Here is a 26,695-nt window from a genome sequence, read left to right on the forward strand (position 1 = left end):
CTCGCCGTCAGCTTTTGCTTATGCTTTCTTTATCATCTTATTCCAAATTGAGATGGCGGTCCAGGATCCAGCTCGTCCCAATGAACCAGATGGCGCCTACCGCCAAAGTGATCACCAGCCCGATGACACCGAACTGGTTAAACGCTGCAACCACTTTGCTGAAATCAGTTGTCGAGACGATGGTGTTCATATTGCCGAACATGGTGTACATGATTCTGAAAGAACAAATCTGCTCGACCACGAAAATGGCGATCCACGTCGCAACCGACAAGAGCCCGCGGTGCCGGTGAACCAGCTGGCCGACTGCCATCGCAAAATAGACGGTTAAAATGGTTTCAGCTAAACTCACGACGGCCGAAACGAGATACAGCCAGAATGACACCCAGAGATGATATTGGGCGACGCTCGTTTGAAACTGCTGGAAATCCGAGGAAATGCCCTGTCTCACGACTTCAGCGTACCCGCCGGAGGCGACGAATAGGAGTCCCAAGCTCAGCAGCACCGCGGCGGCGTAAGCCAAAATCCAAACGAGGCTGACGATCAGCTTTGCGCCAACTTGTTCAGCCGCACTCGCCGGCAGCGTCATGGTCATATACCCCTGATCCGACAGCAGATTATCGTAAAATCGCTTGACGGTCCAGACCACTACGAGCACGCCAGCCACTCCGATGAGCAGGACAAAAATCACTGCCATTACATCGGCAAAGAGCTCAATCCGAGAACCGATGCGCATGGCAATCCCGTCGATCAGCGCGACACCCAACAGCAGCCCGAAAACGATCACCATCGGCTGCCAGCTTTCTTTAAATTCGTATTTGATCAATTTGCCTAACATGAGAAGACCTCCCGAAAAATTTCATCCACTGATTCTTCGCGTTCCGCCCGAAGCCCTTCAACATCCTGATGTAACACAACGTGCCCCTGCTTCAAAAAGACCACGTCATCGAGAATTGGCTCCACATCTGAAATTAAATGGGTCGCGATGACAACCGTCGCAGCGGGATTGTAATTGTTGATGATGGTTTTAATGATGAGCTCCCGTGCCGCCGGGTCGACCCCGCCGATCGGTTCATCGAGAAGATAAAGTTCAGCTTTTCGGCTCATGGCCAAAATGATTTGCACCTTGTCGATCGTCCCCTTGGACAATTCCTTGAAGCGCTTCTCTAAATCGATAGCCATTTCGGCAAACAGCTGATGCGCCTGTTCCTGATCGAAATCGTCATAAAAATCATTTAATTTTTGAACCAAATCGCGCACGCGCATCGACTTGCTAAAAGCCGGCCGGTCCGGGAGGTAGGCCACGATCTGCTTCGTGTTTTTCCCCGGGACTTCGCCGTCAATCATCACTTCGCCTTCACTTTGGGAAAGCAGCCCTGCGATGATTTTAAGCAGCGTCGTTTTGCCGCTGCCGTTTGGCCCCAGCAAACCGACGATTTTTCCCTTTTCAAGGCTTAAATCAACGTGATCCAGCGCACATTGGCCGCCGTACCGTTTGGTCAGCTGTTCGGCCTTCAAAATTTCATTCATGATGATACTCCTCTCTTTCTATTTCAGACGCTGCCCCGTAGCTGCGGATCATCTCCGCCGCTTCTTCAGACGTAATGCCCATTTCGCGCATCCGCCGCAAAAAATCCGCTATCATTTCTCTCGCCACTTTCTCTTTTAACGAAGCAATCAGCTCCGCATCCTCCGTGACAAACCGGCCAAGGGTTCGTTTAGCGTACACCAGTCCAACTTGTTCCAACTGGCCCAGCGCCCGCTGCATGGTATTGGGATTCACAGAAGCGTCCGCTGCAAGTTCCCGAACCGGCGGCAGTTTTTCCCCCGGCGCGTATTCTCCGGAGAGGATCGCCCGCTCAATTTGACGGATCAACTGCAAATAGATCGGCTGCTTCGCGTCAATATGCCATTTCATCGGAATCTCCTTTCTTTTTATATTTGCATTAATTACTTAATACAATAATAAAGACGTACAAGTCATTTGTCAATGCTTTTTTTATTTAAAACAAAAAAAATAGAACAGTCTCTCAACTGTTCTATCGCGCTTCGCCTATGGCACCGCTAATTTTTTTACGCACCCGTATTTTCGGCGTCGGTCATTTTCGGAAACCGGAGGGTAAACGTGGTACCTTTGCCCAATTCAGAATCCAAGTCGATCGTCGCGTGGTGCAGCATCGCGCCGTGTTTGACGATGGAAAGGCCCAGCCCGGTGCCGCCGGTGGCCTTGCTGTGGCTCGGGTCTGCCCGGAAAAACCGTTCGTAAATGCGCGGCTGATCCGCTAAGGCGATGCCAATGCCGGTATCTGCCACCGCAACCCGCGTTTCCGATGCGTCTTCCGAAATTTTGACAGCAACACTGCCGTTTTCCCGGTTGTAGGCGACGGCATTGTCCACAAGGTTGTAGATCATCTCGTACAGGGTCGTCGCCATACCCTGAATCGGTGCCGCTTCCCCTTCTACCGAAAGGGACACGCTGCTTTTCTTTGCCTTCGCGGCCAAATCGTGAACGACTTGTTTCGACACGCCGACGAGATCCACGGGTTCCGTCTTTTCGTCCGTTGCCATCTCATCGAGCTGGGACAGTCGCAATATATCTGAAATCAGCTTGAGCAGCCGACGCGATTCCTCGATGATTTTATTGGAAAGCTCGGGAATGTCGTCTTGATCGGCAATCCCGTTGCCGATGATTTCCGCGTAGCCTAAAATCGACGTCAGCGGTGTCTTCAGCTCGTGCGACACGTTGGCAGTGAATTCCCGGCGCAAGCGTTCGGCGGACTGCCGGTCCGTCTCGTCAATGATGAAAAGCACCGCGCCGTATATGCCGCCGTCAGTTTCGCCAGGGCCGGCAATCAGCTGATAATAGCGGCCGTCCCGCTTGCAGTTCATTTCCGACGACTCACCCGCCATGGCCTTTTGAATGAGCTTGAGGAAATCGTTGTTGTGGTCCAGATGGAGATAGGTCATGCTGCCCGGGTTCTGATAAAGTCTGAAGAACTGGCGCGCCGCGTCATTGACGCTCAAGACCTTTCCTGTATGGCTGATGATTACCAGACCGTCGCGCATTGAAGACGTGATGGCCTCCAATTCGTTCTGCTGTTTTTTAAGCATCTCAAACTGCTGCTCGATGTGGGTCCGCTGGAGATTGAGCCGCTGAAGAAGGGGCGAAAGCTCGTCGTACGTATCGTTGTTCAGCGGGTCATCTAAATTTAAATTGATAATCGGATCGACGACGGCCTTCGACTGACGGCCGGCCAGCAGAAAAGCGATGACGATCACACTGAAAATCAAAAAGGCGATGATCGACAGCGAACGGCCGAAGACCCCAAAGGTCGACAGCCGCGTCTGCGCCAGGCGGATCACGCTGCCGTCCTTCAGGCGCATCGCACAATAATCCGTCGATTCCGAAAGGGTATTCGAAAATCGGGAAGCCGAACCTTTTCCCTTTTTCAGTGCCGCCTGCACTTCCGGGCGGTGTTTGTGGTTTTCCATGGTCGACACGTCCGCCTCGTTGTCGTAGCGCACTTTGCCATTTTCTGCGATCCAAGTGATTCTAAATTTCGATGATTTCCCAATTTTTTTCAGATAGGCGAGCTGATCCGTCGGGTTTTCGTCCAAGGTCCGGCGCACGATCGCCGTTGTGGCATTCAGATAATCCCGTCTGGACGCCGTGAAGCTGTGAGACAATGTCGGAATATGAATCGCCAAGGCCGCCGCTAATATCAATACAGCTGTCCACGCCATATTGCGGAACAGCCGACTGGTTAGATTTTTTTCACTTTTCATCTTGATTTTCTTTCGGATTATTTCTGGAAATTCGCTTCTTTGCGCATGCGGTAGCCGACGCCGCGGACGGTTTCAATCATTTTGCGCGCCGTGCCGAGTTTCTGGCGCAGGGTCCGAACGTGCACGTCGACGGTGCGTGTCTCGCCGTCAAAATCGTAACCCCAAATATCGGTCAGCAGCGCGTCCCGGGTCATCACGTTGCCCGCGTGGCGCATGAGCACAGAGAGCAGGTCGTATTCCTTCAGGGTGAGCTGGATGAACTGTCCGTCGACCTGAACGGTGTGAGCTTTGGGATGAATGACAATCGGGCCGTCAATCATCGCCTCGTCGCTCTCGTCTGTCTTGTGGTCGACGCCTGCACGCCGGGCCACCGCCTTGATGCGCGCCAGCAGCTCCATCATCCCGAAGGGCTTGGCGACGTAATCGTCTGCGCCGGCGTCAAGGCCCATGACCTTGTCCACTTCTTCCCCTTTGGCCGTCAGCATGATGACCGGCAGAGCCGCCGTCTGCGTCTGAGCTCTGAGCTGTTTCAAAATGGAAAGGCCGTCCTGGCCGGGCAGCATAATATCGAGCAGCAGCAAGTCCGGGCCTGACTGCTGCGATTCTGCCATCGCTTGCCAAAAAGGCTCAGCGCTTTCAAAGCCCTGAGCCTCGTATCCGGAGTGGTTGAGTGTGTACACGACCAATTCGCGGATACTGTTGTCATCCTCTACGCAAAAAATCCTCATGCCTGTGCCTTATCCATTTTAATTTTTCGGGTGTTCGCCGGTAATTGAAAATTCGACCCATTCGCCGATATTGACCGCGTGATCGCCGATCCGTTCGAGATATTTGGCAATCATCAGCACTTCCACCGCCTTCGCGCCTTCAATTTCTTTGTTTTCGATGCGGTGAATGATGTGGGCGGAAATTTTGTCGAACAGCTGATCGACAATGTCGTCCTGTTTGTAGACCGTGTGAACAGTGTTCAGATCTTTCTGAACGTAGGCGTCAACCGCCGCGTTGACCATTTTGCTGGCCATTTTCGCCATCGTGTCGAGCTCAAGATTGTGAAACTCTGCAGTCAAATCGGCCGTCACCGCGATTTCGGCGATATCCGTCGCCTGGTCGCCAATGCGTTCCATGTCGGTGATCATTTTCAGCGCCGCTGAGACGTTGCGCAAGTCCCGCGCAACCGGCTGCTGAGACAAGAGCATCACGTAGCACTGCTGCTCAATATCCCGTTCCAGCTCGTCGATGTTCGCGTCATCCGCCATGGCTTCCTTGGCGAGGTCCGTGTCGTTGGCGGCCAGCGCTTTGATGGCCTTATCTATGGCGGCTTCACAAAGGCTGCCCATTTCGATCATGCTGTCGTTCAGCCGAACCAATTCTTTATCAAATCGATTTCGCATATTATCCGAACCTCCCGGTTACGTATCGCTCTGTTCTTTCATCTCTAGGATTCGAGAATATCTGTTCCGTGTCACCAAATTCTACCATATCACCGAGCAAAAAGAAAGCGGTCTTGTCGGAGATACGGGTCGCCTGCTGCATGCTGTGGGTCACGATGATGATCGTGTATTTTTCTTTGAGTTCCAGCGCTAGGTCTTCGATTTTACCCGTTGAGATCGGGTCCAGCGCCGAGGTGGCTTCGTCCATCAAAAGGACTTCCGGTTCAACCGCCAGCGCTCTGGCGATGCAGAGGCGCTGCTGCTGCCCGCCGGAGAGACCAAGGGCATTCTTTTTCAGGCGGTCTTTGAGTTCGTCCCAAATCGCCGCTTTTTTCAGCGAATCTTCGACGATATCGTCGAGCTTCGCCTTGTTTTTGATCCCGTGAGTCCGCGGACCGTAAGCGATGTTGTCGTAAATGCTCATCGGAAACGGATTGGGGTGCTGGAACACCATGCCGACGCGCTTGCGCAGAATGTTCACGTCGATCTCTTTATAAATATCGACATCGTCCAGCTTGATCGAGCCGGTGATTTTACAGCCTTCGACGAGATCGTTCATCCGGTTCAGCGATTTCAAAAACGTCGACTTGCCGCATCCGGACGGGCCGATCAGCGCTGTGATCTCGTGTTCCGGGAAATTGAGATTGATGTCCTTAAGGGCGTGAAAATCGCCGTAATAGACATTCATATTTTGAGAAGCCATCTTGACTTTCGTCGAGACCGGCTTTTTCACTTTATAGTTTTCCATTTATGTCCAAATACTCCTCGTTTATTCGTTCACTTTGTTGACGCGTTTCGCAATGGCATCGGAAATAAAATTCAAGACGATGACGACGACGAGCAGGATCACGGCCGTCGCGTAAGACTGGTCAACGTTCATCCCTTCTGTCCACAAACTGTACATGTGCACGGCCAGCGTCCGTCCGGAGCCCATGACGTTCTTCGGAATCTGCGCCACGGTCCCTGCGGTGTAAATCAACGCCGCGGTTTCCCCGACGACACGCCCGATGCCAAGAATAACCCCAGCGAGAATTCCAGGGGCCGCCGCCGGCAGAACAATTTTGAAAATCGTGCGCAGCTTGCCGGCGCCGAGACCGAAGCTGCCTTCGCGGTAGCTGTCTGGCACAGCGTGCAGCGCTTCTTCTGTGGCCCGCATGATGACCGGCAGGATCATCAGCGCCAGCGTCAATGCCCCGGCGAGCATGGAATAGCCCATGTGGCAGGCATCGACAAACATCAGCATTCCGAAAATCCCGAAAATGATCGACGGAATCCCGGTCAGGGTTTCGGACGTCAGCCGGATAAAGGCGACGAATTTGCTGCCGCGCTTGGCGTACTCCGCCAGATAAACCGCTGAGAAAATGCCGATCGGGCCGGCGAACAGAATGGACAAGCCGACCATCGTCAGCGTATTGATCATCGCCGGAAACAGCGACACGTTCTGACTGTTGTAATGAATCGAAAACAGGCTTGGCTTGATGTGCGGCAGCCCGTTGATCAAAATGTACAGAATGAGAAAGATCAGCACCGCCATCGTGGCGATACCGGCAATCCAGACAATGGCCTTTAACGCCGCGGCTTCGCCTTTGCCGTGAAGTTGTTCTTTTGAATTTTTTTCGTTGTACTTCACTGCTTATCTCCTTTGTTTTTCAAAATCGAGAAGCAAATGTTGATGATCAGGATGAAGACAAACAGCACGACAGCTGTTGCAATCAGCGCCTGACGGTGCAAGTCGGTCGCGTAACCCATTTCGAGGACAATGTTAGCCGTCATGGTGCGCACGCCGGCGAAGAGGCTGTGGGGCATCACTGCTTGGTTGCCCGCGATCATGATCACGGCCATCGTTTCCCCAATAGCTCGGCCGACGCCAAGGATGATTCCCGCGAAGATTCCGGATTTCGCCGCCGGCACGACGACGCGGAAAACCGACCGTTCGTGGGTCGACCCCAGGCCGAGGGCACCTTCGTAATAGCTGGTTGGCACCGCCCGCAATGCGGTTTCGCTCATTGTAATAATGGTCGGCAGGATCATGATCCCGAGAATAATGCATGCGGCGAGCATGGACAAGCCGGCACCACCCGCCGAATTGCGAATCATCGGCACGATGACCTGCAGGCCGAAAAAGCCATATACAACTGAGGGAATACCGGCCAAAAGATTAATGCCGGGCTTGATCACCTTATACAGAGGTTCCGGACAGAAAAACGCGAGAAATACCGCTGTGAGCACGCCGATGACAATGCCGATGATGAGGGCGCCAATTGTCACTTCGATACTGGCGACGATCATCGGCAAAATGCCGTATAAATTGTTAGCCGGGCGCCAAATCGTCCCGGATAGGAATTTTCCGAATCCAATCTTCGCCATTCCCGGAAGACCGTTGGCAAACAAGAAAATACAAATCAGCAGTACAGCAATGATTGCAATGCAAGCGCAGGCCGCAAAAACGACCTGCATTGCTTTTTCTTTTGCCTGACCCGGATGCTTCGATTTGTTCAAGACGAAGTCTCCTTTCAGTTTAAAGATGAGGATTAAATTGTCGTAGTTGAATTATTTCACGTCTGACCATGAAGTGGTCTTTCCTGTGTAGATATTCTTGATCTGTTTGAGGGTCAGGTTGTCGACACTGTTGTCTTTGTTGACAATCACAGCGATGCCGTCTTTAGCGATCTTGGTCACTTTCAGGCCTTCACTCGTTTCAGATCCTTGGAGATCTCTTGACGCCATCCCGATGTCCAGTGTGCCTTTTGCTGCATTGGAAACCCCTGTGGTCGAATCCGATTCCTGAACTTCGATCGTTGCGTTCGGGTTGACCTTTTCGTAAGCTTCTTTCAGTTTTTCCATAACTGGTGTCACGGATGAAGAACCGCCGACGGTGATTTTGCCTGATGGTTTTGTGCCGCTGTAAGCGCCGTTGGTAGAAACTTTGACGTAGCCGTTCTTTTCGATGACGTTCTGTCCGTCAGAAGACATGATGTAGTTGATGAAGTCCTGAGCTACGCCGGAAGCTTCGCCCTTTGTCATGATGTTGAACGGACGCTGAATTTTGTAGCTGCCGTCGGTGACAGTCTTGACTGACGGTGCAACGCCTTCAACCTTGACGGCCTTGACATCCTTGCTCAAAGAACCGAGGGAAACGTAGCCGATGGCGTTGGTATCGCCTTTAACGGTGGACATGACCACTTCTGTCGAGTTGGAGATGGTCGCTTTGTCTGTCGTCTTGTCGACCTTCTGGCCGTTCTTTTCTTCCTGAACCCCTGTCAGTTCGATGAACGCGCCGCGGGTCCCGGAACCATCTTCACGAGACACGACATTGATTGTGCCGCCGCCGGATGAGCCGCAGCCTGCGAATGTGACCGCTGCAACAAAGGCAGCTAAGACCATGAGAATCTTCTTTTTCATTTTGAACTCCTTCATTAAAATCAAAATCCTGTTTGGTGAATGCTCTTTCCAAACTTCGATTTCAATTTTACAAAGGCTTTGTTAAATCTGAAAGACGGCTTATGTAAAGTCCATGTAAAGTGTAAAATTTATTAACTTAACTTCTTTTAACAAAAAAAGCCCGCACAAAGCGGGCTGCAAAAAGCTGATTAATACGCGATTTCGTTGGGATTGTTTTCGCCGCGAAGCCAGGCCATCAAACCGTTAAGGGAGACAGTGACCATGTCTTTGGACGACTGATCGGTGTAAAATGCCGCGTGGGGCGAGACGACGACATTAGGGTAGGCTTTCAGGGCGAGCAGGCTGCGGTTGTGGATCAAACTGCTTTCGTGGTCGATCTGGATCACGTTTTCTTCGTGTTCGAAGGAGTCGATGCCCACAGCGCTGACCTTGCCGCTTTCCACGGCGTCGATGAGATCCCAGGTGTTGATGAGGCCGCCCCGGGCCGTGTTGATGATCACCACCCCGTCCTTCATTTGGGCAATGACGTCTTTGTCGATCATGTGGTAATTGTCTTGAGTCAGTGGTGTGTGCAGGGTGATGATGTCTGCTTCTTTGAGCAGGGTTTCTTTCGAGACGGCTTTGGCCAGAGCGTCGGTTTCCGCTGTCGGATGCGGCGTGTAGGAAATGAGGCGGCAGCCGAACCCCGACAAACATTTGGCCACGGTTTTGCCGATATGGCCCATGCCGACGATGCCGACGGTCATGTTGTGCAGCTCCCGGCCCTGCATGCCCGCCAGGGAATAATCCATGACCGCTGATCGGGCGATGATGTGAATAAACTTGCGCAGACAGGTCAGCATGAGCATCACGGTGTACTCGGCGACGCTGTAAGGCGAATAATGCACGTTGGCGCAGTGAATCTGGTATTTTTTCGCCGCCGCGAGATCCAAGCGGTTGTAGCCGGCGGTGCGGGTCGAAAAATAATGAATGCCGTACCCGGCGAGGGCCTTAAAAATCGCGGCGTCCGACTGGCTCAGCCCTTCGATGGACACGCCGTCAAAACCTTCGGCGAGGTAAACATTGTCGGTGCTTAAATGTGCCTGGACGATCTTCAGTTCTAAATCTTCCCGGTTTTGAAAGGCTTTTAAAGTTGGCATTTCATCGTCCCGGCAGCCGTAGGCGATGAGTTTGACTGGTTTTTGATTTTGCATTTTTCTTCCCCTCTTTGTATCAATTTCCTCACGCAGTGTATCACGCTTTTGCTTCAAATACAAACCCAATAATTTATTACTTTATATAATTAAAATAATTTTTTTACATAAAATCTTAGAAAATGCTAAAATAATACTATTAAGTCTTATTAATTTGTATTGAATTGAATACAGAAAGGAATGGATAGAACGATGAACGAAACAGTCAATGCGTGGCTCGATGCCCATCTGCCGGATATGATCGCCGACATCAAGGCGCTGTGTGCCATCAATTCTGTCGAAGGCGAACCCGAAGACGGCAAGCCTTTCGGCGACGGCCCTTACCAGAGCTTGAATAAAGCCCTGGAACTGGCGAAGAATTACGGCTTCGCCGTCACCAACTACGACAATTACGTCGGCACTGCCGATTATGACCAAGATCTGCCGAGAACCCTCGACATTTTGTGCCACACCGACGTCGTGCCCGCCGGCGAAGGCTGGACGGTCACCGACCCCTTTAACGTCATCGAAAAAGACGGCCGCCTCTACGGCCGCGGCGTCAGTGATGACAAGGGGCCCCTTGTCGCCGCTTTGTACGCGATGCGCGCCCTCAAAGAAAACGGCGTAAAGCTCAAGAAAGGGGTGCGCTTCATCATGGGCGCCAACGAAGAAACCGGCTCCCACGACATCGCCCATTACTACGCGACGGAACCTGAAGCAGAAATGACCTTCTCTCCGGATGCCAACTTCCCGATCATCAACATCGAAAAGGGACAGTTCAAGGGCATCCTCTCCAAAGACTGTGCTGAAGACAAAACCCTGCCCCGGGTTTTGAGCCTCGACGCCGGGATCGCCTTTAACGCCGTCCCCCAGAAAGCGGTGATTCGTTTTGAAGGCCTGGATATCGATGCCAATCAAAACATTCTCGACGATGTTGCCGCCCAGTGCGAAGTGAAAATTGAAAAGACCGGCGATGACGAACTCACCATCATCGGCCACTCCGCCCACGCCTCGACGCCGGAAGACGGCCGCAACGCCGGCCTGGCCGCGATGATTTTGATTTCAAAGCTGCCGCTCTATCCTTCCGAAATGCAGAAGACCGTGAGCCAGATTCCGAAGCTCTTCCCCTACGGGGTCACCGACGGCTCCGGCATCGGCATCAAGATGGCGGATGAAGACTCTCACGACCTGACGTGCACCCTCGACCTGTATCACGTCGACCCGACCCACGCGGAATTCACCTTTGACGCCCGCACGCCCGTCATGGCGACCAAAGAAAACTGCGAAGCTGTCGCAGCAAAGACTGTTCAGGACGCCGGCTTCGACTGGTCGACTCCGGGGATGATTCCGCCCCACGTTGTGCCAAAGGATTCTGACTTTGTGCAGAAGCTTCTGGCCTCTTACGAAGCGGTCACCGGCAAAAAAGGCGAATGCATCGCCATCGGCGGCGGCACCTACGTCCATGAACTGAAAAACGGCGTGGCCTTCGGCGCAGTTTTCGACGGCGTCGATACCCGCATGCACGGCGCAGACGAATTCTTCGATCTGGACAATCTGCTCACCGCAGCGAAAATTTACGCCGATGCGATTGTCCGTTTGTGCGCCTAAAGATTTTATGATTTTTATAGAAGGGATAATTTTATCAAATGAACGAGAACAATTCTGGTTTTAAACCGTACATTCCGGCGGAAAAAATCGTGCCGGAAATGACGGTGTTTTCAGTGGTCATGGGGGCTGTCCTGGCCGTCGTCTTTGGCGCAGCCAACGCCTACCTGGGCCTGCGTGTCGGGATGACGGTTTCCGCCTCTATTCCGGCGGCGGTCATTTCCATGGGGATCATCCGCATGGTGCTGCACCGCGATTCTATTCTGGAAAACAACATCGTCCAGACTGTCGGGTCTGCCGGGGAATCCTTAGCTGCAGGGGCGATCTTCACCCTGCCGGCGATGTTTTTGTGGGCCAAGGAAGGGGTTATGGGCAAACCGGGCCTCATCGAAATCATGATCATCTGCATGATCGGCGGGCTCCTCGGGGTCTTCTTCATGGTGCCCCTGCGCAACGCCCTCATCGTCAAGGAACACGGGGTGCTCCCTTATCCTGAAGGCACAGCCTGCGCAGAAGTGCTCCTCGCCGGTGAAAAAGGCGGCAGCGCCGCTTCGACTGTTTTTGCCGGTCTCGGCATTGCCTCAGGATTTAAATTCTTAATTGACGGTCTGAAACTCGTTCCGAGCGAAATGAACACCCCAAGCAAGGGGATCGGCGGCTACGCCGGCCAGATCGGCACACAGATTTATCCGGCGGTCTTCTCCGTGGGCTATATCTGCGGACCGAAGATTTCTTCCTACATGTTCTGCGGCGGCGTCATTTCCTGGATGTTCATCATTCCCTTGATCGTCCTGTTCGGCGGCAAGACCGTCATGTATCCGGGCACGACCACGATCGCAAAGATGTTTGCCGCAGGGGGCGTCAGCCAGATCTGGAGCTCCTACGTCCGCTACATCGGCGCCGGCGCCCTGGCTGCCGGCGGGGTCATCTCCCTGATTAAAGCCCTGCCGATGATCGTCACCACCTTCAGAGATTCGATGAAAGACCTCGCTCAGGGTCAGGGTTCCAGCATGCTGCGGACCAACCAGAACCTGAGTATGAAGACGGTTATCACCTGGATCATCATCCTCATCGTCCTGACCGCGGTGCTGCCCCAGATTCCCGTGGGCATCGGCGGCGCGGTCCTCATCGTCGTCTTCGGCTTCTTCTTCGCCGCCGTCTCTTCTCGCATGGTCGGGATCGTCGGCTCGTCGAACAACCCAGTTTCCGGGATGGCCATCGCGACCCTGTTATTCTCAACCATTATCTTAAAAGCGACCGGCACCACCGGCGCGGCCGGCATGAAGGCGGCCATCGCCATCGGCACCGTCATCTGCGTCATCGCGGCCATCGCTGGAGATACTTCTCAGGATTTGAAGACCGGCTATCTCGTCGGCGCTACGCCGAAGAAACAGCAGATCGGCGAAATCATCGGTGTCATCGTCTCGGCCATCGCCATCGGCGGCGTCCTCTATCTGCTAAACGCGGCCTGGGGCTTCGGCACCAAAGAACTCGCGGCGCCGCAGGCCGTGCTCATGAAAATGATCATCGAAGGGGTCATGGGCGGCCAGCTGCCTTGGGGTCTCGTGATCTCCGGCGCGGCCTTTGCGGTTGTCGTCGAAATTCTCGGCATTCCGGTGCTGCCTTTCGCTATCGGGATGTACCTGCCGGTGCAGCTCAACGCGTGCATCATGGTCGGCGGACTGGTGCGCCTCTTCTTCGACCGCAAAAAATACAAGGATGAAGAAGACAAGAAAACCACCATCAACCGCGGCATCCTGTACTGCTCGGGCATGATCGCTGGGGAAGGCATCGTGGGCATCCTCCTGGCCGTGCTCGCGGTTCTCGGCGTTGCCGACAAGATCGATTTGTCCGGGGTTCTGAACTTAAGTCCGGCGGCCGGCTTTGCCGGTTCCCTGATCTTCTTCGCAGCCATGATCGCGCTGACCGTGAAGTTCACCAAGGGCAAAAAAGAAACAGCGCCTGAAAAGGCAGAATAAAAATTGAAAAAACGACCAAAACAAAAGCTCAGCCGGGATGAAATCATTCGTACCTACAAAGTTTACATCCCGGTGGTCACAGAAAAAATTGTGAAAACAGAAATGGCTGACGACGGCAAAGTTACCCTCTTTGTCGAAAACAAAGGGGTGATGAACCGCATTTTTCAGAAAATTTCCCACAAGCCGAAATATTCGCAGATTCACCTCGACGAAATGGGCAGCTTCATATGGCCCTTGTGCGACGGCAAGACGAACATCAAGACCATCGCCAAGAAAGTCCGCGCCCGGTTCGGGAAAAAGGCCGAGCCTCTGTACGACCGGCTGCTGAAGTTTTTTGAAATCGTCGAAAGCTACGAATTCATGTGCTTTATGAAACCCGCAGACTAAAAAACAGGCTGATAGATTGAACTATCAGCCTGTTTTTTGATGATGAATATAAAAATTAAAGAAACGAAAAATCCATTTCCGGATGGGTCGGTTCCAGCATGATCCGGTAATAATCGCTGTGGAACATGATGTGATGATTGACCCCTTCCCGGGTAAATTTCCCGTCGTTAAAGGCCAAAAGCCGGGTCTTCGGCACTTCTTTCCAGTCTCCTTCCGTAAAGGGCTGGGTCGCAAACATCAGAGATTCGTCCCCCGGGGTCTTGTCTTCGAGGTAATACAGCATCGCCGGCGCGTTGTTCGCGTGCACGTAAAACTGCTCCCCGTCGTAAAGAAAGAGGTTGAGCTTATTGCGGTCCGCGATGGAAGCGAGCATCCCCTGAATCACATCGAAGCGTTCGTTCTTGCTGAGCGGATGGCCCACTCGGCGCGTCTTTTCGTCGATTAAATCCATCAGGTAGAGCAGCAGCCGTTCGGAATCGGTCTCGCCCTCCTGCCGTTGGTAGTAGCGGATCAGCGCCGCGCTGTTGAACACCGTCCCATTGTGAATCAATGTCCATTCCCGGCCCGTGCCGTCGTAAGCCACAAAGGGGTGGCAGTTGTTAACGTTGATGCTGCCCACCGTGGCCAGGCGGATATGCGCGAGGACACGCTTACGCGGAATGCCCTCGCCGATGAGACGGGGCAGGACTTTGGAATCGACAGCCCGTTCAGGACTCTTGTGCATACACATCCGGCCCTCGTCGTCGTATTCCGCCAGGCCCCAGCCATTGGGCTGGTTGACACTTCTGGCGTAAAAACGTGTCAGTATGTCCGTTAAGTCTCTGGGCTTTTTGGATGAAAATGCAAATAATTCGCACATGCCCCATCACTCCTTTCTCAAAATTACATATTGATTTTGTATTCTTTCCTATTATAACCTAATTCTCCCGATTGAAAAGTCTTTTATAAAAAAATCCCGGATATTCCGGGATTGGTTTCGCTTCTCGCCATCAATACGAGGTGTACAGACTCTTGTACGGATTGTCGGCATTGGGGAAAATGTGGTAGTACGGTTTATCCCGCAGAATATCTTCCTTGATGTCGAAGTATTCACAGAACTGGTCAATTAACGGCTGAATGACTGCCATATCTTTGGAGTCGCAAAGCTCAATGGAAACCTGCGGCGGCAGGAATTCCGGCTTCACCGCGCTTCTGATATACATGTTGCCGCCGTGCATCCCTGTGCCGCAGTAATTGCCGATCGGTGAGCTGTCCTGACTGCCGAGGCCCAGCACCAAAATGGTGCCGCCGGCCTGATATTCGCCGAGGAAAGAGCCGACACAGCCGCCGACGACAATCACCGGCTGTTTATCCTGATACGCTTTCATGTGGATCCCGACGCGGTAGCCCGCATCGCCCTTGACGTAAATGCTGCCGCCGCGCATGGCGTAGCCCAAGGTATCCCCGGCTTTCCCGTGAACAACGATATGGCCGTCGTTCATCGTATCGCCAACCGCATCCTGAACGTTGCCGAAAACTTCGATGTCGATGTTGTCGAGATACGCGCCCATGGCGTTGCCCGGCGTGCCGTACACCGTCATTTTCTTATCTTTGACGCCGGTACCGATATAACGCTGCCCCAATACATTTTTCACCGTGATGTCGTGGGTCTGAGTGTGCTTGATTTCTTCATTCAGCTGTTTGTAGTATTTATTCGTTGCATCTATGATCATCATTAACCTCGCTTATCAGTGTGCCTGAGCCAAATCCGCTTTTCTCACGGACACATCAAACGCCGCGAGCTTCGGCGCTTCAGCGAGGCTTTCCCAATCGACAGTCGACAGTTTGGTCTGCTGCCGGATCAAATCGGTGTAAATCCCCGCACGCTGGCATTCGCCCAAAATCATGTAGCCCTTAAGGGTGTCGCCCGCAATGTAGAATTTGCGGATGCCATCCGGCGTCTTGACAATTTGAGGCTGCCCTTCGGTGCTGCCCGCCGTGAGCATGTAGAAGTCCTTGATCCCCATGGAATTGATCGGGAAGGCCTTGTCGAAGACCGCTTCACCGCCGGCCATGTTGATGCCAGCGGTTTCGCCCTGCATGAACGCGTTGGGCAGAATCGCGATGTTGCGGTTCACGTCGGCGCTGATATCGTGGCTTTGGGTGCAGTCGCCGGCGGCGTAAACGTCAGCGGCAGAAGTCAGCTGGCTTTCGTTTGTCAAAATCCCCCGTTCGCAGTCGATGCCGGCCGCTTCAGCCAGCGCCTGGTTCGGGCGGGTCCCGACGGCGAAAATTAAAATGTCGTAAGGCAGCTTCGCGCCGTCGCTCAGCGTGACGCTCATGCTGTTTACGCTCTTGATGCTGGTTTCGAGTCTCAGTTCCATGCCCAGATCTTCGAGATGCTGCTGCATGACCTGCGCGACTTCCGCATCGAGAACCGACGGCATGACCCGGTCAGCCAAATCAACGATGGTCAAACTGGCAACTTGATCGATCAACGCTTCAGCCGCCTTCAAGCCGATGAGCCCGCCGCCCATGATGACGACCTTGGCATCTGGCTTTAAGGCCTTCTTCACGCCCTGAGCGTCGTCAAAAGTCGTAAAGGTAAACGCATTCTTGGCTTTTTCTTTGCCTTCGATCGGCGGCACAAAAGGATTGGAGCCAGTCGCAATCAAAAGCTGTTCATAGGTGATGGTTTTGCCGCTGTCCGTCGTGACCGAGTGCGCCGCCGGATCAATGGCTGTCACTTTTGTGCCGAGCATAGTGTCGACGCCGTACTGTCTGTAGAAATCCGGATTGCGGTAAACCATGTGTTCCCGATCGACCCGGCCTTCAAGCCAATAAGAAATCAGCGGTCTCGAATAGGTGGAGTACGGTTCATCGGCAACCAGGACGATTTTGCTCCGTTTGTCCACTTTGCGAATCCCCTGAACGCCGCCAATCGCTGCGGCGGAATTGCCGATAATCAAGTATTTCGTCTTCATGTTCTCAGCCCCTTTCTTCGTAAACAATAGCTCTGTTGGGGCAGCCGGTGACGCAGGCCGGTTCGCCGCAGCTGTTTTCCAGGCACAGCTCGCATTTCAGCATCGTGTGGTTGTGGGACAGCACCAGGCAGCCGTACGGGCACATCGCGATACAGGTCCGGCAGCCGATGCACTGATCCTGATCGATCTTTACGACGCCGTCTTCGACAGACAAAGCGCCGGTAATGCAGCCCTTGACACAATAGGGTTCTTCGCAGTGGCGGCAGTTCACCGCAAAATGAATGGGTTCGCCGCCCTGTTCGCCGTCTTCCACGCGGATGCGGGACAACGGCTTCTGTTCCCGATGATACGCCTTGACCATGCTCGACTCGCCGGAGTTGGCGAAGCCGCAGTTGAATTCACACAGATGGCACCCGAGGCACCATTCTTCATTGACATAAACGCGTTTCAATGTTGCTCCTCCCTCTTATTCTCCAGCGTGCTTAATGCCGAGGATTTCTAATTCTTTTTCTGTCATGCCGACGCCGCGGAGCATCAGGCGGTTGCCTCTCAGGGCTTCAATGGAGTTGATCCCCATACCGCCCATCATTTCTTTGATTTCGTTGTTCCAGGCTGTGAGCAGGTTCACCAGATGTTCCGTGCCGATATCCGGATTCAGACGGCGGCAGAGATCTTCGCGCTGTGTCGCAATACCCCAGTTGCAGAGACCTCTTGAGCACTGTCTGCACAGGTGGCAGCCCAGTGCGATCAGTGCGGCTGTCCCGATGTAGCAGGCGTCCGCCCCGAGGGCGATGGCTTTAACCACGTCGGCAGACGAGCGGATGCTCCCGCCGACGACAATCGAAATGTCGTTTCTGATTTTTTCATCGCGGAGACGCTGGTCGACAGCGGCCAATGCCAGCTCGATCGGGATCCCGACGTTGTCACGGATGCGGGTCGGCGCGGCGCCGGTCCCGCCGCGGAAACCGTCAATGGCGATGATGTCCGCACCGGAGCGGGCAATCCCTGATGCGATCGCCGCCACGTTGTGAACCGCCGCGATCTTGACGATAACCGGTTTTTCGTAATTGGTTGCTTCTTTGAGGGAGTATACCAGCTGACGAAGGTCTTCAATCGAATAAATATCGTGGTGCGGCGCCGGTGAGATGGCGTCGGAGCCTTCCGGAATCATTCGCGTTTCCGCAACCTTCGGACCGATTTTGCGCCCTGGCAGATGGCCGCCGATCCCCGGCTTGGCCCCTTGACCCATCTTAATTTCGATGGCGCAGCCGGCTTTCAAATAATCTTCGTGAACGCCGAAACGGCCGGACGCGACCTGAACGATGGTGTTAGGCCCATAAGGATACAGCGATTTGTTCAACCCGCCTTCACCAGTGTTGTAGCAAGTGCCGCAGGCGGTTGCCGCCCGGGCCAGTGATTTATGGGCATTTTCGGAAATCGCGCCGAAAGACATGGCCGAGAACATCACCGGGACTTCCAGTTCGATCTGCGGCGGCAGTTTAGAAATCAGTTCGCCGTGGGAATCGAACTCGAGATCGTGAGGTTTTTTTCCGAGAAATACCCGCGTTTCCATCGGTTCGCGCAGCGGGTCGATGGACGGGTTGGTGACCTGGCTGGCGTTGAGCAGAATGCGGTCCCAATAGGACGGGTAGTCTTTCGGGTTGCCCATGCTGGACAGCAGCGCGCCGCCGGTGGTCGCCTGACGGTAAATTTCTTCGATGGTATTCTGATGCCAGTTTTCGTTCGGACGGAACGTATTTTCCGTCTTCACAATTTTAAGCGCGCGCGTCGGGCACATGGTGACGCAGCGCTGGCAGTCGACACATTTGGACTCGTCCGCCCGCATGATGTCGTCTTCTTCGTCGTAATAGTGCACCTGTTCTGAGCACTGTCGTTCGCAGACGCGGCATTTGATGCACCGGTCAAAATTGCGGTGCACTTCAAATTCCGGATATAAGTATTGAATTCCCATTACATAGCCTCCTTGCTCGCGTGGACAATGATCGGTTCGCCGCCCCGCGGCGCCCAAATGCCGTCAATATCTGGACAGACGCGGCGGATGGCCGCTTCTTCACTGGCGATATATACGACGTCGTCCTTTTCTCCAGCCACCATTGAACGCAGCTTCAAGCGGTCATTGAGGGCCATCAGGCCGTGATCAAATCCGCAGATGATCGAAAACGGCCCGGTAATCAAAAGGCTCGAGTAAGTGTTTCTGAGCAATTTCATTTTCCGCGCTTCTTTTTCGCTCATGTGGTCAATTTCTTCCCAGAACGGTGCGGCGATGATTTTCGCAATATCTTCGTATTCGAACCCTTTCTTCCGTTTTAAGTAGTCGATGATGTAAGTGATGACTTCCGTATCGGTGAGCAGGTTACATTTGTAATCGAACATTTCGATGTAACGGCGGTTCGCGTCGTAGGACGAGATTTCTCCGTTGTGCACGATGGAATGATCGAGCAGCGCAAAAGGATGGCAGCCGCCCCACCAGCCCGGGGTGTTCGTCGGATAACGGCCGTGAGCCGTCCAGCAGTACGCGTCGTAATCTTCTAGCTTGTAAAAATCGCCGATGTCTTCCGGAAAACCGACGCCCTTGAATATCCCCATGTTCTTGCCAGACGAGAAGATGTAGGCACCGTCAATGTAGGTATTGACGTAAAAGACGGTTTCGACGATAAATTTCTTTTCGTCGATTTCGCCTTCGTCTTCCTGAATGCGGTTGAACAGCGGATTGACGAAGTAGCGCCAAATGAGCGGTGCGTCGACGACATTGCGGTTCGGCCGAACCGGGATCCGGCTCATATTGACCACATCGAAATAACGGTCGAGGTACCGTTCTGTTTCCTGACGGGCTTTCAAGTCGTCATAAAAAACGTGAAACGCGTACGAGTCCGCGTAATCGGGGTAAATGCCGTAGCCGGCAAATCCGCCGCCCAATCCATTAGAGCGGTCGTGCATCACCGCAATGGAATCGACGATGGTCCGGCCGTTGATGCTCTGGCGGCCTGTCCGGTCGATAATGCCGGAAATCGCACAACCCGACGGGATTCGTATTTCTCCTTCTTTCTTTAACATCCTGATCTCCTTCTTGATAATCACTCAATGAAAAAAGCGTCCTTTAACAAGCCGTCTCTCAAATCTTTTTTGAGACACCGCTTGTTTCAGAACGCCTTTGCTCTTGTGTATACAATTCTACAGTAAAGACATTTAACCACATTCCACCTTAAAATACAAGGCGTTTTTTTAAATTTAACAAGAAATATGAAAATTGCTTCAAGGGCTGTCGATTTTCTTCTATAATAAATGATAAAATAGACGCAATGATGCCAGCAGGCATTGATCCATTTATAATCAAATAACAGAAAGCATCGATCGTCTTAACGGCTTTTTCCCTCGTTTTGCTTTGTTATTTTATTAAAAATCACATTGACAAAAAATAGGGATTCGTGTATCATGTATGTATAATTTAAAACAAACACAGACAAGGGCGTCTGAGAATAGCGATGCTATTTTCGGTGCCCCTTTTTTTGTATCTGGTTGTTTAGTTGTTTAATAAGGAGGATATCATGTCTGAAATGTTAGAAAAGAAAGATCAGAAAGACAGCATCGTCGATCTGTTCGGTTCAAAAGTCTTTAACGTCGCAGTCATGCGCAAACGCTTGCCGAAACACATCTACAAAAGCGTCATGCGGACGATCAAATACGACGAACCCCTTGGCCGGGAAGACGCCGAAGTGGTCGCCAACGCGATGAAAGACTGGGCCATGGAATTGGGGGCTACCCACTTTACCCATTGGTTCCAGCCGATGACCGGTGCCACTGCAGAAAAACACGATGCTTTTATCAGCCCGACCGGTGAAGGCAGTGTCATCATGGAATTTTCCGGAAAAGAACTTGTTAAGGGCGAACCTGATGCTTCATCTTTCCCGTCCGGCGGTCTGCGCGCGACTTTTGAAGCCCGCGGCTACACAGCATGGGATCCGACTTCATTTGCTTTCGTCAAAGGCACGACCCTCTATATCCCGACATCCTTCATCTCCTATTCCGGAGAAATCCTCGACAAGAAGACCCCGCTGCTCCGCTCCATGAAGGTCTTGTCCAATGAAGCCATCCGCGTTTTAAAACTCTTCGGCGCTGCCGATGACGTTCACAAAGTCACTTCTTCTGTCGGGGCCGAACAGGAATATTTCCTGGTCGACAAAGACATGTACGCTAAGAGAAAAGACTTGATCCTGACCGGCCGCACCTTGTTCGGTGCCATGGCGCCAAAGGGCCAGGAAATGGAAGATCATTACTTTGGACGTATCCGCGGACGTGTCCGCCATTTCATGCGTGACGTCGACAAAGAATTGTGGTCACTGGGTGTTCCAAGCAAGACCCGCCACAACGAAGTCGCGCCTTGCCAGCACGAATTGGCACCGGTGTTCTCCTCTGCCAACCAGGCAACCGATAACAACCACTTGATCATGGAAACCCTGAGACGGATGGCGCCAAAATACGATCTCCACTGCCTCATCAACGAAAAACCGTTTGAAGGCATCAACGGTTCTGGGAAACACAACAACTGGTCCATCGCGACGGATACCGGCGTCAACCTCCTCGACCCGGGCAAAGATCCAGCCAACAATCTCCAGTTCCTGACCTTCCTCATTGCCGTCATCGAAGCGGTCGACCGTTATCCGGAACTGCTCAGATCCACTGTCGCTTCTGCCGGCAACGACCACCGTTTAGGTGCCAACGAAGCGCCTCCAGCTATCATCTCCATTTTCGTCGGCGACCAGCTGGCTGATGTCCTCAACGAACTCCTCACCGGCGAATCCAGCGGAAAAGCGAAGGAACGCACCATGGACCTCGGCATCAACGCGACCCCGACGTTCACCACCGATGCGACTGACCGCAACCGTACCTCGCCATTTGCTTTCACTGGCAACAAATTCGAATTCCGTATGCTGGGCTCCAACCAGTCCATCGCGGGCCCGAACATTGCGCTGAACACCATCGTCGCAGAAGTGCTGCGCGAATACGCAGACGCGCTCGAAGGCAGCGACAACTTTGAAGCGGATTGCCGCGAATTCCTGAAAGGCCGTTTGGAAGCGCACAAACGCGTCATCTTCAACGGCAACAACTACACCGATGAATGGGTTGAAGAAGCTGAAAGACGCGGTCTCCCGAACTTGAGAACCACGCCTGAAGCCTTCGCGGAATACTGCATGCCAAAGAACGTCGAAGTCATGTCTAAGAACGACATCTACACCGACGAAGAAATGAAGGCCCGCCAGGAAATCCACTTGGAAGAATATTCGAAGACGATCAACATCGAAGCGAAGACCATGCTCTCCATGGCCCGCCACGAAATTTTGCCCGCCGTCATGGACTGCGAAAAGGATTTGACAACGGTGCTTTCTCAGAAAGCCGCTGTGGGCATTGAAACCAAGGATTCCGTCGAAGCGGTTATGGTCGAAAAGATTGCCGCTTTGGCTAAAGATCTCCTCGCTGAAACCGACGCCCTCGACGCCGTAACCGAAAAGGCTGCCGCCATCGAAGACGCACAGGAACAGGCCAACAGCTACTGCGCAGACGTCATCGGCGCGATGAACGCATTGCGCGCAACCGCGGACGAACTCGAAACGATCGTCGGCAAAGAATACTGGCCGTATCCGATTTACGAAGATCTGTTGTTCTATGTCTAAAGGCAGCTTCGTTTAATCAACAACCCCAATTAAACAGTCTATTATATCCATTCTCCTATTTTTCTTTTATGTCATCGACATCGTGTACGATGGACCGGCGCACATGCGCCGGTCTTTTTTTTTACAAGCAAGAATTAGTTTGCGACCAAAAAAAGAAAGCCTGATCGTAAAATCAAGGCTTCCTATATAATTTTTAGACTTTTATTCGACAATCAGCATTTCTTTTTCGGCCTGATCGCCTTCAATATGAAAACTGTGCAGCACCGGCTGATCTGCATCCATCAGCGAAAGAATCAGGTAGCTGGCCTTGGAATCGTAGGCCAGGCGCTTGTCCTCGTTTGACGGCCTTGACGGCGTTTCCGGGTGGGAATGCCAGTTGCCGAGGGGAACTTCGCCCGCTGCACGCATCTGCTTCACCGCCGCCAGCTGATCCTTCGGCGCCATCGAAAAATGTTCGTTGGTGTGATCGATATTTTCAACGTTGTAGATGTGTGTGACGATTTTGGTGTCTCCTTCTTCTCTGCCGCCCAGAAGACCGCAGGCTTCTTCCGGCAGACAGGCTTTGGCGTGGGCGACCATTTCATCAAATTGCTGCGCGGTCAAACTGACCGTTTTGGAATCGGACATGCTATCGCCTCCCTATTCACTCAACGGATTTTTCGGGTCAAAATCACAGGCGGCCTGTTCGTAATCAATGGGCTCTGTGATCGTCGGATGATCCGAGCACACCGCACAGTCTGGATCTTTCGGGAGTTTGATTTTTCTGAATTGATTCGTCAACGCGTCGTAGGTGAGGAGGGAACCGGTCAGCAGTTCGCCGGCGCCGGTCAGGTATTTCACGGCTTCCATCGCCTGAAGGCTGCCGATAACGCCGACCATCGCGCCGATGACACCGGCTTCGCGGCAAGTCGGCACCGCACCCTTTGGTGGCGGATCCTTAAAGACACAGCGGTAGCACGGCCCTTCCCCGGGCACATAAGTCATGAGCTGACCCTGGAAGCGAATAACCCCCGCATGGCAGAAAGCCGTCTTCGTCAGCACACAGGCGTCGTTGATCAAAAACTTCGCCGGGAAATTATCCGTCCCGTCAATGACGAAATCGTAATCCTTCACAATATCCATGACGTTGCCGGAGTACAAGTATTCGTGGTAGGTCTTCACCTCGACGTCAGGGTTAATGGCCCGCATGGTTTCGGCTGCAGAGACCACTTTGGGCTTGCCGACATCGTCCGTGGTGTGAATGATCTGGCGCTGCAAATTGGACAGATCGACGTTATCCGCGTCGACGATGCCAATTTTGCCGACTCCGGCCGCCGCCAGATAGGCGGCCACTGGCGAGCCGAGTCCGCCGGCGCCGACAATGAGGACCGAGCCGTTGAGCAGCCGTTTCTGCCCCTTTACGCCGATCTCCTTCAAAATGATATGGCGCGAGTAACGCTCCAGCTGATCGTTTGTAAAGGCCATTAACGTCCGCCTCCCATAAAATACAAGAATTCAACCTGATCGCCTTCGGAGAGGGTCTTCGTTTCAAAATCGTCCGAATGAATAAAATCGTCATTAATCGTAACGGTGACGTATTGCGGGTTTTCGACGTCCCGTTCTGCGATGAGCTTTGCGACGGTGATCCCGTCCTGAACTGTTGCGGCTTCGCCTGATACTGTGATTTTCATTTTGTTTCTCCTTTTGTCTTACGCGTCGTCTTCGCCGCGGCGCACAATTAAATCGTAAGTGCCGTCTTCATTGTCAATCAGTTTTAAAATCTGATGTCCTTCTTCTTTGATGCTCCTCGGGACATTCTGGACCGGTTCGCCATCGTTCATGTGAATGGCAATGAGTTCCCCGGGTTCCAGCTCTTCAAGAGCAACCTTCGCCTTGACAAAGGTCACCGGGCAAACCACGTCGGTGATGTCCGCACGGTTTTCAATTTGATCGATATTAATATCTGCCATATCTGCCTCCAAAATTTATGTTTAAGCTTCTGCGCCGGCAACGGCTTCCTCCAGAATGTGCTGGAGCTCATCCGTTCCAAGGCGCTCGAGGGTCTTGCCAAAGCGTTCACCCTTATTCGAATGGGTGTCGAAATAATCAATGGTTGCGTCGGCCACCCGCATCAGCGTCCCTTCGTCTTTAATCAGCGGTGTCAATTCCTTGCCGCTGATGATATGATTGCCAAAGGTCCCGCCGATATAAACGCGAAAGGCGCTCTTGCCTTCCCACGCGCCGGTCGGACAGGACTTGACGCAGCGGCCGCAGTGGCTGCATTTGTCCGCGTCAAAAATCAATTTGCCATCTTCAAAGGTGATGGCATTTTCCCGGCAAACCTTTGCGCAGACGCCGCAGTCGATGCACTGGCTTTCGTCGTAGCTGACGTCGTAAGCCCCCTTAACGCCAAAATCATTTTCTTCCATCTTCAGGCAGTTATTGATACAGCCGGTAACCCCAAATTTAAATTTACACGGCAGCTCCCGGCCGAAATAACGGGCATCGAGCTTTCTCGCAATGTCCAATGCGTCGATACAGCCGGAGGGGCAGCAGCGCCCGCCCTGACAGGCGGTTACCGTGCGCACCCGCGGACCGCATACTCCCGGTTCAACGCCGCCCTTGGCCAGTGCTGCCTTGACGTCATCGATGTCTTCCAATTTGATAAAAGGAATTTCAATACCCTGACGGGCGGTCAGGTGAATGTAGCCGTGACCGTACTGATCCGCTACTTGTTTAATCACCGCCAGCTGTTCTGCCGTCACAGTTCCCCCGACGCATCTCAGTCTCAGGGAAAATGTATTTTTCTGTTTCTGCCGCATAAATCCGCCGGCCTTCAAAGCCGCATAATCTACTGCCATTGATTTTCTCCTTCTTTTTGTTGAATCCTAAACCCATTTACAAAATCTTTATTGATTTGATATGATCATTTTTTCTCGAATCCGTCTCTCCTAAAGGGGCTACGCCATTGCTTCGAGCGCCCCCTTAAAATCCGCAATGATATCATCACACGTTTCTAGGCCGACCGAGATGCGGACCGTATCCTCAAATACGCCTGCCGCCTCCCGCGCCGCCGGATCGGAGTGGATGAAGATCGTCGACGCCGGATGCAGGACCAGGGTTTTCGTGTCGCCGATATTCGGCAGATTGAGCGCAAGCTTCAGGTGATCGATCAAGCTGAAGGCCCGCGCCTTTGAGCCGACGCGAATCGTCAGAATTCCGCCCGCCTGGCCCTCTGCGAACTGCGCCGTTTGTTGGTGCCACGGGCTCGACGCAAGCCCCGGATAATTGACCGCCTGTACGCCCTTGCTGGCCTCGAGAAATGCGGCAAGGGCTTTCGCGCTGCTGCAGATTTGTTTCATTCTAAGGGGCAGCGTCTCAAGCCCAGTCATGTTCAGCCAAGCGTGCACCGGCGCAAGACACGCCCCGATATTCTGCCAAGTGCTGTTTCTCAGCTTCGCGGTGAACGCCGCAAGGCCAAACTTTTTGCAAGGCAGCACCTCGTCGAACTTACCCGATTTTTTCCAAGGGAACCGCCCGCTGTCGACGATCACGCCAGAAATCGCCGTACCGTTGCCGTTGATGTATTTCGACGAGGAATGAATCACAATATCCGCGCCAAAATCGATCGGGCGCATCAGCGCCGGCGTCACCGCTGTCGCGTCGACAATCAGCGGAATGTTCGCTTTGTGCGCGGTTTCAGCCAGCGCCCTGACGTCGACGACCTCGAGCTTCGGATTCGAAATGATTTCCATAAAGACGAAGCGCGTGCTCCCATCGATCGCCGCTTCAACATTAGTCGCTGAAAAGTCCGCGATGAGCCGCGTCGTGATCCCGAAAGCCTCCAGCTCTTTCAGCCAATTCAGCGTTCCGCCGTAAAGCCCGGCCGGTGCCACAATGCTGTCGCCGCTTTTCAGCAAAGTCAAAAAACAACAGGCGATGGCCGCGGAGCCTGATGCGCAGGCTGTGGCCGACAAACCGCCTTCCAGTCTGGCCATCTGATTTTCAAAAGCGTTGACCGTCGGATTGCCCACGCGGCTGTAAGCGTAGCCCGGCTTTTGGTTCTTGAAAATCTGTTCTAATTCCGCTGCTGTCGAATGCGAAAAGGCGGAGGTTTGATAAACCGGCATCATGGATGAGCCCATCATATCGGTCTGGTTTCTCGGATGTACGTACGCCGTTGACGGTGGGATGGTGGATTCATTTTTCATGCCGGCTGCTCCTTCACTTTTTAATTTATTACTTATTTAATTACTATTTTTAATATGTATTGATTGTAAGCTTTTCTGCGTCTCCTGTCAATTC

At 53.0% G+C, this 26,695-nt stretch carries 27 protein-coding genes; 4 read left to right on the forward strand and 23 right to left on the reverse strand.

Features of this window, described 5'->3' with window-relative positions; translation table 11 throughout:
• Positions 1–37 precede the first annotated feature (37 nt).
• From FYJ52_RS02490 to FYJ52_RS02540, 11 genes are all read right to left on the reverse strand, one after another.
• The gene (locus FYJ52_RS02490; RefSeq protein ID WP_154575676.1) at positions 38–835 is read right to left on the reverse strand and encodes a hypothetical protein; all 798 of its coding nucleotides are present in this window, start codon (positions 833–835) and stop codon (positions 38–40) included.
• Complete coding sequence (locus tag FYJ52_RS02495; protein WP_154575677.1) at positions 829–1,527, reverse strand: ABC transporter ATP-binding protein; 699 nt, start codon at positions 1,525–1,527, stop codon at positions 829–831. The genes FYJ52_RS02490 and FYJ52_RS02495 overlap by 7 nt, the downstream gene beginning before the upstream one ends.
• Complete coding sequence (locus FYJ52_RS02500; RefSeq protein ID WP_154575678.1) at positions 1,520–1,915, reverse strand: GntR family transcriptional regulator; 396 nt, start codon at positions 1,913–1,915, stop codon at positions 1,520–1,522. The genes FYJ52_RS02495 and FYJ52_RS02500 overlap by 8 nt, the downstream gene beginning before the upstream one ends.
• Positions 1,916–2,070: 155 nt before the next feature.
• Positions 2,071–3,783 carry a sensor histidine kinase gene (locus FYJ52_RS02505; RefSeq protein ID WP_154575679.1) on the reverse strand — a complete coding sequence of 571 codons (1,713 nt, stop codon included), beginning with the start codon at positions 3,781–3,783 and terminating at the stop codon, positions 2,071–2,073.
• Positions 3,784–3,800: 17 nt separating this feature from the next.
• Positions 3,801–4,511, reverse strand: coding sequence for a winged helix-turn-helix domain-containing protein (locus tag FYJ52_RS02510; protein ID WP_154575680.1), 711 nt, complete (start codon positions 4,509–4,511; stop codon positions 3,801–3,803).
• A gap of 18 nt (positions 4,512–4,529) precedes the next feature.
• A complete protein-coding gene (gene phoU, locus FYJ52_RS02515; protein ID WP_154575681.1) occupies positions 4,530–5,174 on the reverse strand; it encodes a phosphate signaling complex protein PhoU in 645 nt (214 codons plus the stop codon).
• 1 nt (position 5,175) lies between these two features.
• Complete coding sequence (gene pstB, locus FYJ52_RS02520; protein WP_408003695.1) at positions 5,176–5,916, reverse strand: phosphate ABC transporter ATP-binding protein PstB; 741 nt, start codon at positions 5,914–5,916, stop codon at positions 5,176–5,178.
• A gap of 66 nt (positions 5,917–5,982) precedes the next feature.
• A complete protein-coding gene (gene pstA / locus FYJ52_RS02525) occupies positions 5,983–6,843 on the reverse strand; it encodes a phosphate ABC transporter permease PstA (RefSeq protein ID WP_408003683.1) in 861 nt (286 codons plus the stop codon).
• Positions 6,840–7,670, reverse strand: a complete 831-nt coding sequence (gene pstC / locus FYJ52_RS02530) for a phosphate ABC transporter permease subunit PstC (protein WP_154575785.1) — start codon at positions 7,668–7,670, stop codon at positions 6,840–6,842. Before pstC ends, pstA begins: the two co-directional genes overlap by 4 nt.
• A gap of 93 nt (positions 7,671–7,763) precedes the next feature.
• A complete protein-coding gene (locus tag FYJ52_RS02535; RefSeq protein ID WP_154575683.1) occupies positions 7,764–8,615 on the reverse strand; it encodes a substrate-binding domain-containing protein in 852 nt (283 codons plus the stop codon).
• Positions 8,616–8,803: 188 nt separating this feature from the next.
• On the reverse strand, positions 8,804–9,808 hold the full coding sequence (locus FYJ52_RS02540; protein WP_154575684.1) for an NAD(P)-dependent oxidoreductase: 1,005 nt from the start codon (positions 9,806–9,808) through the stop codon (positions 8,804–8,806).
• 192 nt (positions 9,809–10,000) lie between these two features.
• Between FYJ52_RS02540 and FYJ52_RS02545 the strand changes: the two genes are divergently transcribed.
• From FYJ52_RS02545 to FYJ52_RS02555, 3 genes are read left to right on the forward strand one after another with little or no spacing between them, the layout of a single operon-like run.
• Positions 10,001–11,395: a Sapep family Mn(2+)-dependent dipeptidase gene (locus FYJ52_RS02545; protein WP_154575685.1), complete on the forward strand. Its 1,395-nt coding sequence runs from the start codon at positions 10,001–10,003 to the stop codon at positions 11,393–11,395.
• Positions 11,396–11,433: 38 nt separating this feature from the next.
• A complete protein-coding gene (locus tag FYJ52_RS02550; protein ID WP_154575686.1) occupies positions 11,434–13,371 on the forward strand; it encodes an OPT family oligopeptide transporter in 1,938 nt (645 codons plus the stop codon).
• Positions 13,372–13,374: 3 nt separating this feature from the next.
• Positions 13,375–13,758 carry a PqqD family protein gene (locus tag FYJ52_RS02555; protein WP_154575687.1) on the forward strand — a complete coding sequence of 128 codons (384 nt, stop codon included), beginning with the start codon at positions 13,375–13,377 and terminating at the stop codon, positions 13,756–13,758.
• A 55-nt stretch (positions 13,759–13,813) separates the two neighbouring features.
• Here the strand turns inward: FYJ52_RS02555 and FYJ52_RS02560 are convergent, their stop codons facing one another.
• The 6 genes from FYJ52_RS02560 to FYJ52_RS02585 form a co-directional block, all read right to left on the reverse strand.
• Positions 13,814–14,617 carry a class II glutamine amidotransferase gene (locus FYJ52_RS02560; protein WP_154575688.1) on the reverse strand — a complete coding sequence of 268 codons (804 nt, stop codon included), beginning with the start codon at positions 14,615–14,617 and terminating at the stop codon, positions 13,814–13,816.
• Between the two features lie 130 nt (positions 14,618–14,747).
• Positions 14,748–15,470 carry a GltB/FmdC/FwdC-like GXGXG domain-containing protein gene (locus tag FYJ52_RS02565; RefSeq protein WP_154575786.1) on the reverse strand — a complete coding sequence of 241 codons (723 nt, stop codon included), beginning with the start codon at positions 15,468–15,470 and terminating at the stop codon, positions 14,748–14,750.
• A 15-nt stretch (positions 15,471–15,485) separates the two neighbouring features.
• Positions 15,486–16,721: an NAD(P)/FAD-dependent oxidoreductase gene (locus tag FYJ52_RS02570; protein ID WP_154575689.1), complete on the reverse strand. Its 1,236-nt coding sequence runs from the start codon at positions 16,719–16,721 to the stop codon at positions 15,486–15,488.
• A gap of 4 nt (positions 16,722–16,725) precedes the next feature.
• Positions 16,726–17,172, reverse strand: coding sequence for a 4Fe-4S dicluster domain-containing protein (locus tag FYJ52_RS02575; RefSeq protein WP_154575690.1), 447 nt, complete (start codon positions 17,170–17,172; stop codon positions 16,726–16,728).
• Positions 17,173–17,187: 15 nt separating this feature from the next.
• The gene (locus FYJ52_RS02580) at positions 17,188–18,693 is read right to left on the reverse strand and encodes a glutamate synthase-related protein (protein WP_154575691.1); all 1,506 of its coding nucleotides are present in this window, start codon (positions 18,691–18,693) and stop codon (positions 17,188–17,190) included.
• Positions 18,693–19,796 (reverse strand): class II glutamine amidotransferase, encoded by a 1,104-nt coding sequence (locus tag FYJ52_RS02585; RefSeq protein ID WP_154575692.1) that lies wholly within the window; start codon positions 19,794–19,796, stop codon positions 18,693–18,695. The genes FYJ52_RS02580 and FYJ52_RS02585 overlap by 1 nt, the downstream gene beginning before the upstream one ends.
• Before the next feature lie 491 nt (positions 19,797–20,287).
• Here FYJ52_RS02585 and FYJ52_RS02590 point away from each other — a divergent pair, with 491 nt between their 5' ends.
• Positions 20,288–22,411 (forward strand): glutamine synthetase III family protein, encoded by a 2,124-nt coding sequence (locus tag FYJ52_RS02590; RefSeq protein ID WP_154575693.1) that lies wholly within the window; start codon positions 20,288–20,290, stop codon positions 22,409–22,411.
• A 201-nt stretch (positions 22,412–22,612) separates the two neighbouring features.
• On the opposite strand, the gene FYJ52_RS02595 is transcribed toward FYJ52_RS02590, so the two are convergent.
• The 6 genes from FYJ52_RS02595 to FYJ52_RS02620 form a co-directional block, all read right to left on the reverse strand.
• Positions 22,613–23,038 carry a M67 family metallopeptidase gene (locus FYJ52_RS02595; protein ID WP_154575694.1) on the reverse strand — a complete coding sequence of 142 codons (426 nt, stop codon included), beginning with the start codon at positions 23,036–23,038 and terminating at the stop codon, positions 22,613–22,615.
• A 12-nt stretch (positions 23,039–23,050) separates the two neighbouring features.
• A complete protein-coding gene (locus FYJ52_RS02600) occupies positions 23,051–23,875 on the reverse strand; it encodes a HesA/MoeB/ThiF family protein (protein WP_154575695.1) in 825 nt (274 codons plus the stop codon).
• Positions 23,875–24,081 carry a sulfur carrier protein ThiS gene (gene thiS, locus FYJ52_RS02605; RefSeq protein WP_154575696.1) on the reverse strand — a complete coding sequence of 69 codons (207 nt, stop codon included), beginning with the start codon at positions 24,079–24,081 and terminating at the stop codon, positions 23,875–23,877. The genes FYJ52_RS02600 and thiS overlap by 1 nt, the downstream gene beginning before the upstream one ends.
• Positions 24,082–24,099: 18 nt before the next feature.
• Positions 24,100–24,360, reverse strand: a complete 261-nt coding sequence (locus tag FYJ52_RS02610; protein ID WP_154575697.1) for a sulfurtransferase TusA family protein — start codon at positions 24,358–24,360, stop codon at positions 24,100–24,102.
• 21 nt (positions 24,361–24,381) lie between these two features.
• A complete protein-coding gene (locus tag FYJ52_RS02615) occupies positions 24,382–25,251 on the reverse strand; it encodes a 4Fe-4S binding protein (RefSeq protein WP_154575698.1) in 870 nt (289 codons plus the stop codon).
• A gap of 99 nt (positions 25,252–25,350) precedes the next feature.
• Positions 25,351–26,601: an aminotransferase class V-fold PLP-dependent enzyme gene (locus tag FYJ52_RS02620; RefSeq protein ID WP_154575699.1), complete on the reverse strand. Its 1,251-nt coding sequence runs from the start codon at positions 26,599–26,601 to the stop codon at positions 25,351–25,353.
• Positions 26,602–26,695 lie beyond the last annotated feature (94 nt).

The organism is Pseudoramibacter porci, assembly GCF_009696145.1.
Classification (GTDB): domain Bacteria; phylum Bacillota; class Clostridia; order Eubacteriales; family Eubacteriaceae; genus Pseudoramibacter; species Pseudoramibacter porci.

Coding starts and splice junctions, on each gene's coding strand:
- FYJ52_RS02490 (WP_154575676.1), bottom strand. CDS start 835: ATGTTAGGCAAATTGATCAAATACGAATTTAAAGAAAGCTGGCAGCCG.
- FYJ52_RS02495 (WP_154575677.1), bottom strand. CDS start 1,527: ATGAATGAAATTTTGAAGGCCGAACAGCTGACCAAACGGTACGGCGGC.
- FYJ52_RS02500 (WP_154575678.1), bottom strand. CDS start 1,915: ATGAAATGGCATATTGACGCGAAGCAGCCGATCTATTTGCAGTTGATC.
- FYJ52_RS02505 (WP_154575679.1), bottom strand. CDS start 3,783: ATGAAAAGTGAAAAAAATCTAACCAGTCGGCTGTTCCGCAATATGGCG.
- FYJ52_RS02510 (WP_154575680.1), bottom strand. CDS start 4,511: ATGAGGATTTTTTGCGTAGAGGATGACAACAGTATCCGCGAATTGGTC.
- phoU (WP_154575681.1), bottom strand. CDS start 5,174: ATGCGAAATCGATTTGATAAAGAATTGGTTCGGCTGAACGACAGCATG.
- pstB (WP_408003695.1), bottom strand. CDS start 5,916: ATGGCTTCTCAAAATATGAATGTCTATTACGGCGATTTTCACGCCCTT.
- pstC (WP_154575785.1), bottom strand. CDS start 7,670: ATGCAGGTCGTTTTTGCGGCCTGCGCTTGCATTGCAATCATTGCTGTA.
- FYJ52_RS02535 (WP_154575683.1), bottom strand. CDS start 8,615: ATGAAAAAGAAGATTCTCATGGTCTTAGCTGCCTTTGTTGCAGCGGTC.
- FYJ52_RS02540 (WP_154575684.1), bottom strand. CDS start 9,808: ATGCAAAATCAAAAACCAGTCAAACTCATCGCCTACGGCTGCCGGGAC.
- FYJ52_RS02545 (WP_154575685.1), top strand. CDS start 10,001: ATGAACGAAACAGTCAATGCGTGGCTCGATGCCCATCTGCCGGATATG.
- FYJ52_RS02550 (WP_154575686.1), top strand. CDS start 11,434: ATGAACGAGAACAATTCTGGTTTTAAACCGTACATTCCGGCGGAAAAA.
- FYJ52_RS02560 (WP_154575688.1), bottom strand. CDS start 14,617: ATGTGCGAATTATTTGCATTTTCATCCAAAAAGCCCAGAGACTTAACG.
- FYJ52_RS02565 (WP_154575786.1), bottom strand. CDS start 15,470: ATGATCATAGATGCAACGAATAAATACTACAAACAGCTGAATGAAGAA.
- FYJ52_RS02570 (WP_154575689.1), bottom strand. CDS start 16,721: ATGAAGACGAAATACTTGATTATCGGCAATTCCGCCGCAGCGATTGGC.
- FYJ52_RS02580 (WP_154575691.1), bottom strand. CDS start 18,693: ATGGGAATTCAATACTTATATCCGGAATTTGAAGTGCACCGCAATTTT.
- FYJ52_RS02585 (WP_154575692.1), bottom strand. CDS start 19,796: ATGTTAAAGAAAGAAGGAGAAATACGAATCCCGTCGGGTTGTGCGATT.
- FYJ52_RS02590 (WP_154575693.1), top strand. CDS start 20,288: ATGTCTGAAATGTTAGAAAAGAAAGATCAGAAAGACAGCATCGTCGAT.
- FYJ52_RS02595 (WP_154575694.1), bottom strand. CDS start 23,038: ATGTCCGATTCCAAAACGGTCAGTTTGACCGCGCAGCAATTTGATGAA.
- FYJ52_RS02600 (WP_154575695.1), bottom strand. CDS start 23,875: ATGGCCTTTACAAACGATCAGCTGGAGCGTTACTCGCGCCATATCATT.
- thiS (WP_154575696.1), bottom strand. CDS start 24,081: ATGAAAATCACAGTATCAGGCGAAGCCGCAACAGTTCAGGACGGGATC.
- FYJ52_RS02610 (WP_154575697.1), bottom strand. CDS start 24,360: ATGGCAGATATTAATATCGATCAAATTGAAAACCGTGCGGACATCACC.
- FYJ52_RS02615 (WP_154575698.1), bottom strand. CDS start 25,251: ATGGCAGTAGATTATGCGGCTTTGAAGGCCGGCGGATTTATGCGGCAG.
- FYJ52_RS02620 (WP_154575699.1), bottom strand. CDS start 26,601: ATGAAAAATGAATCCACCATCCCACCGTCAACGGCGTACGTACATCCG.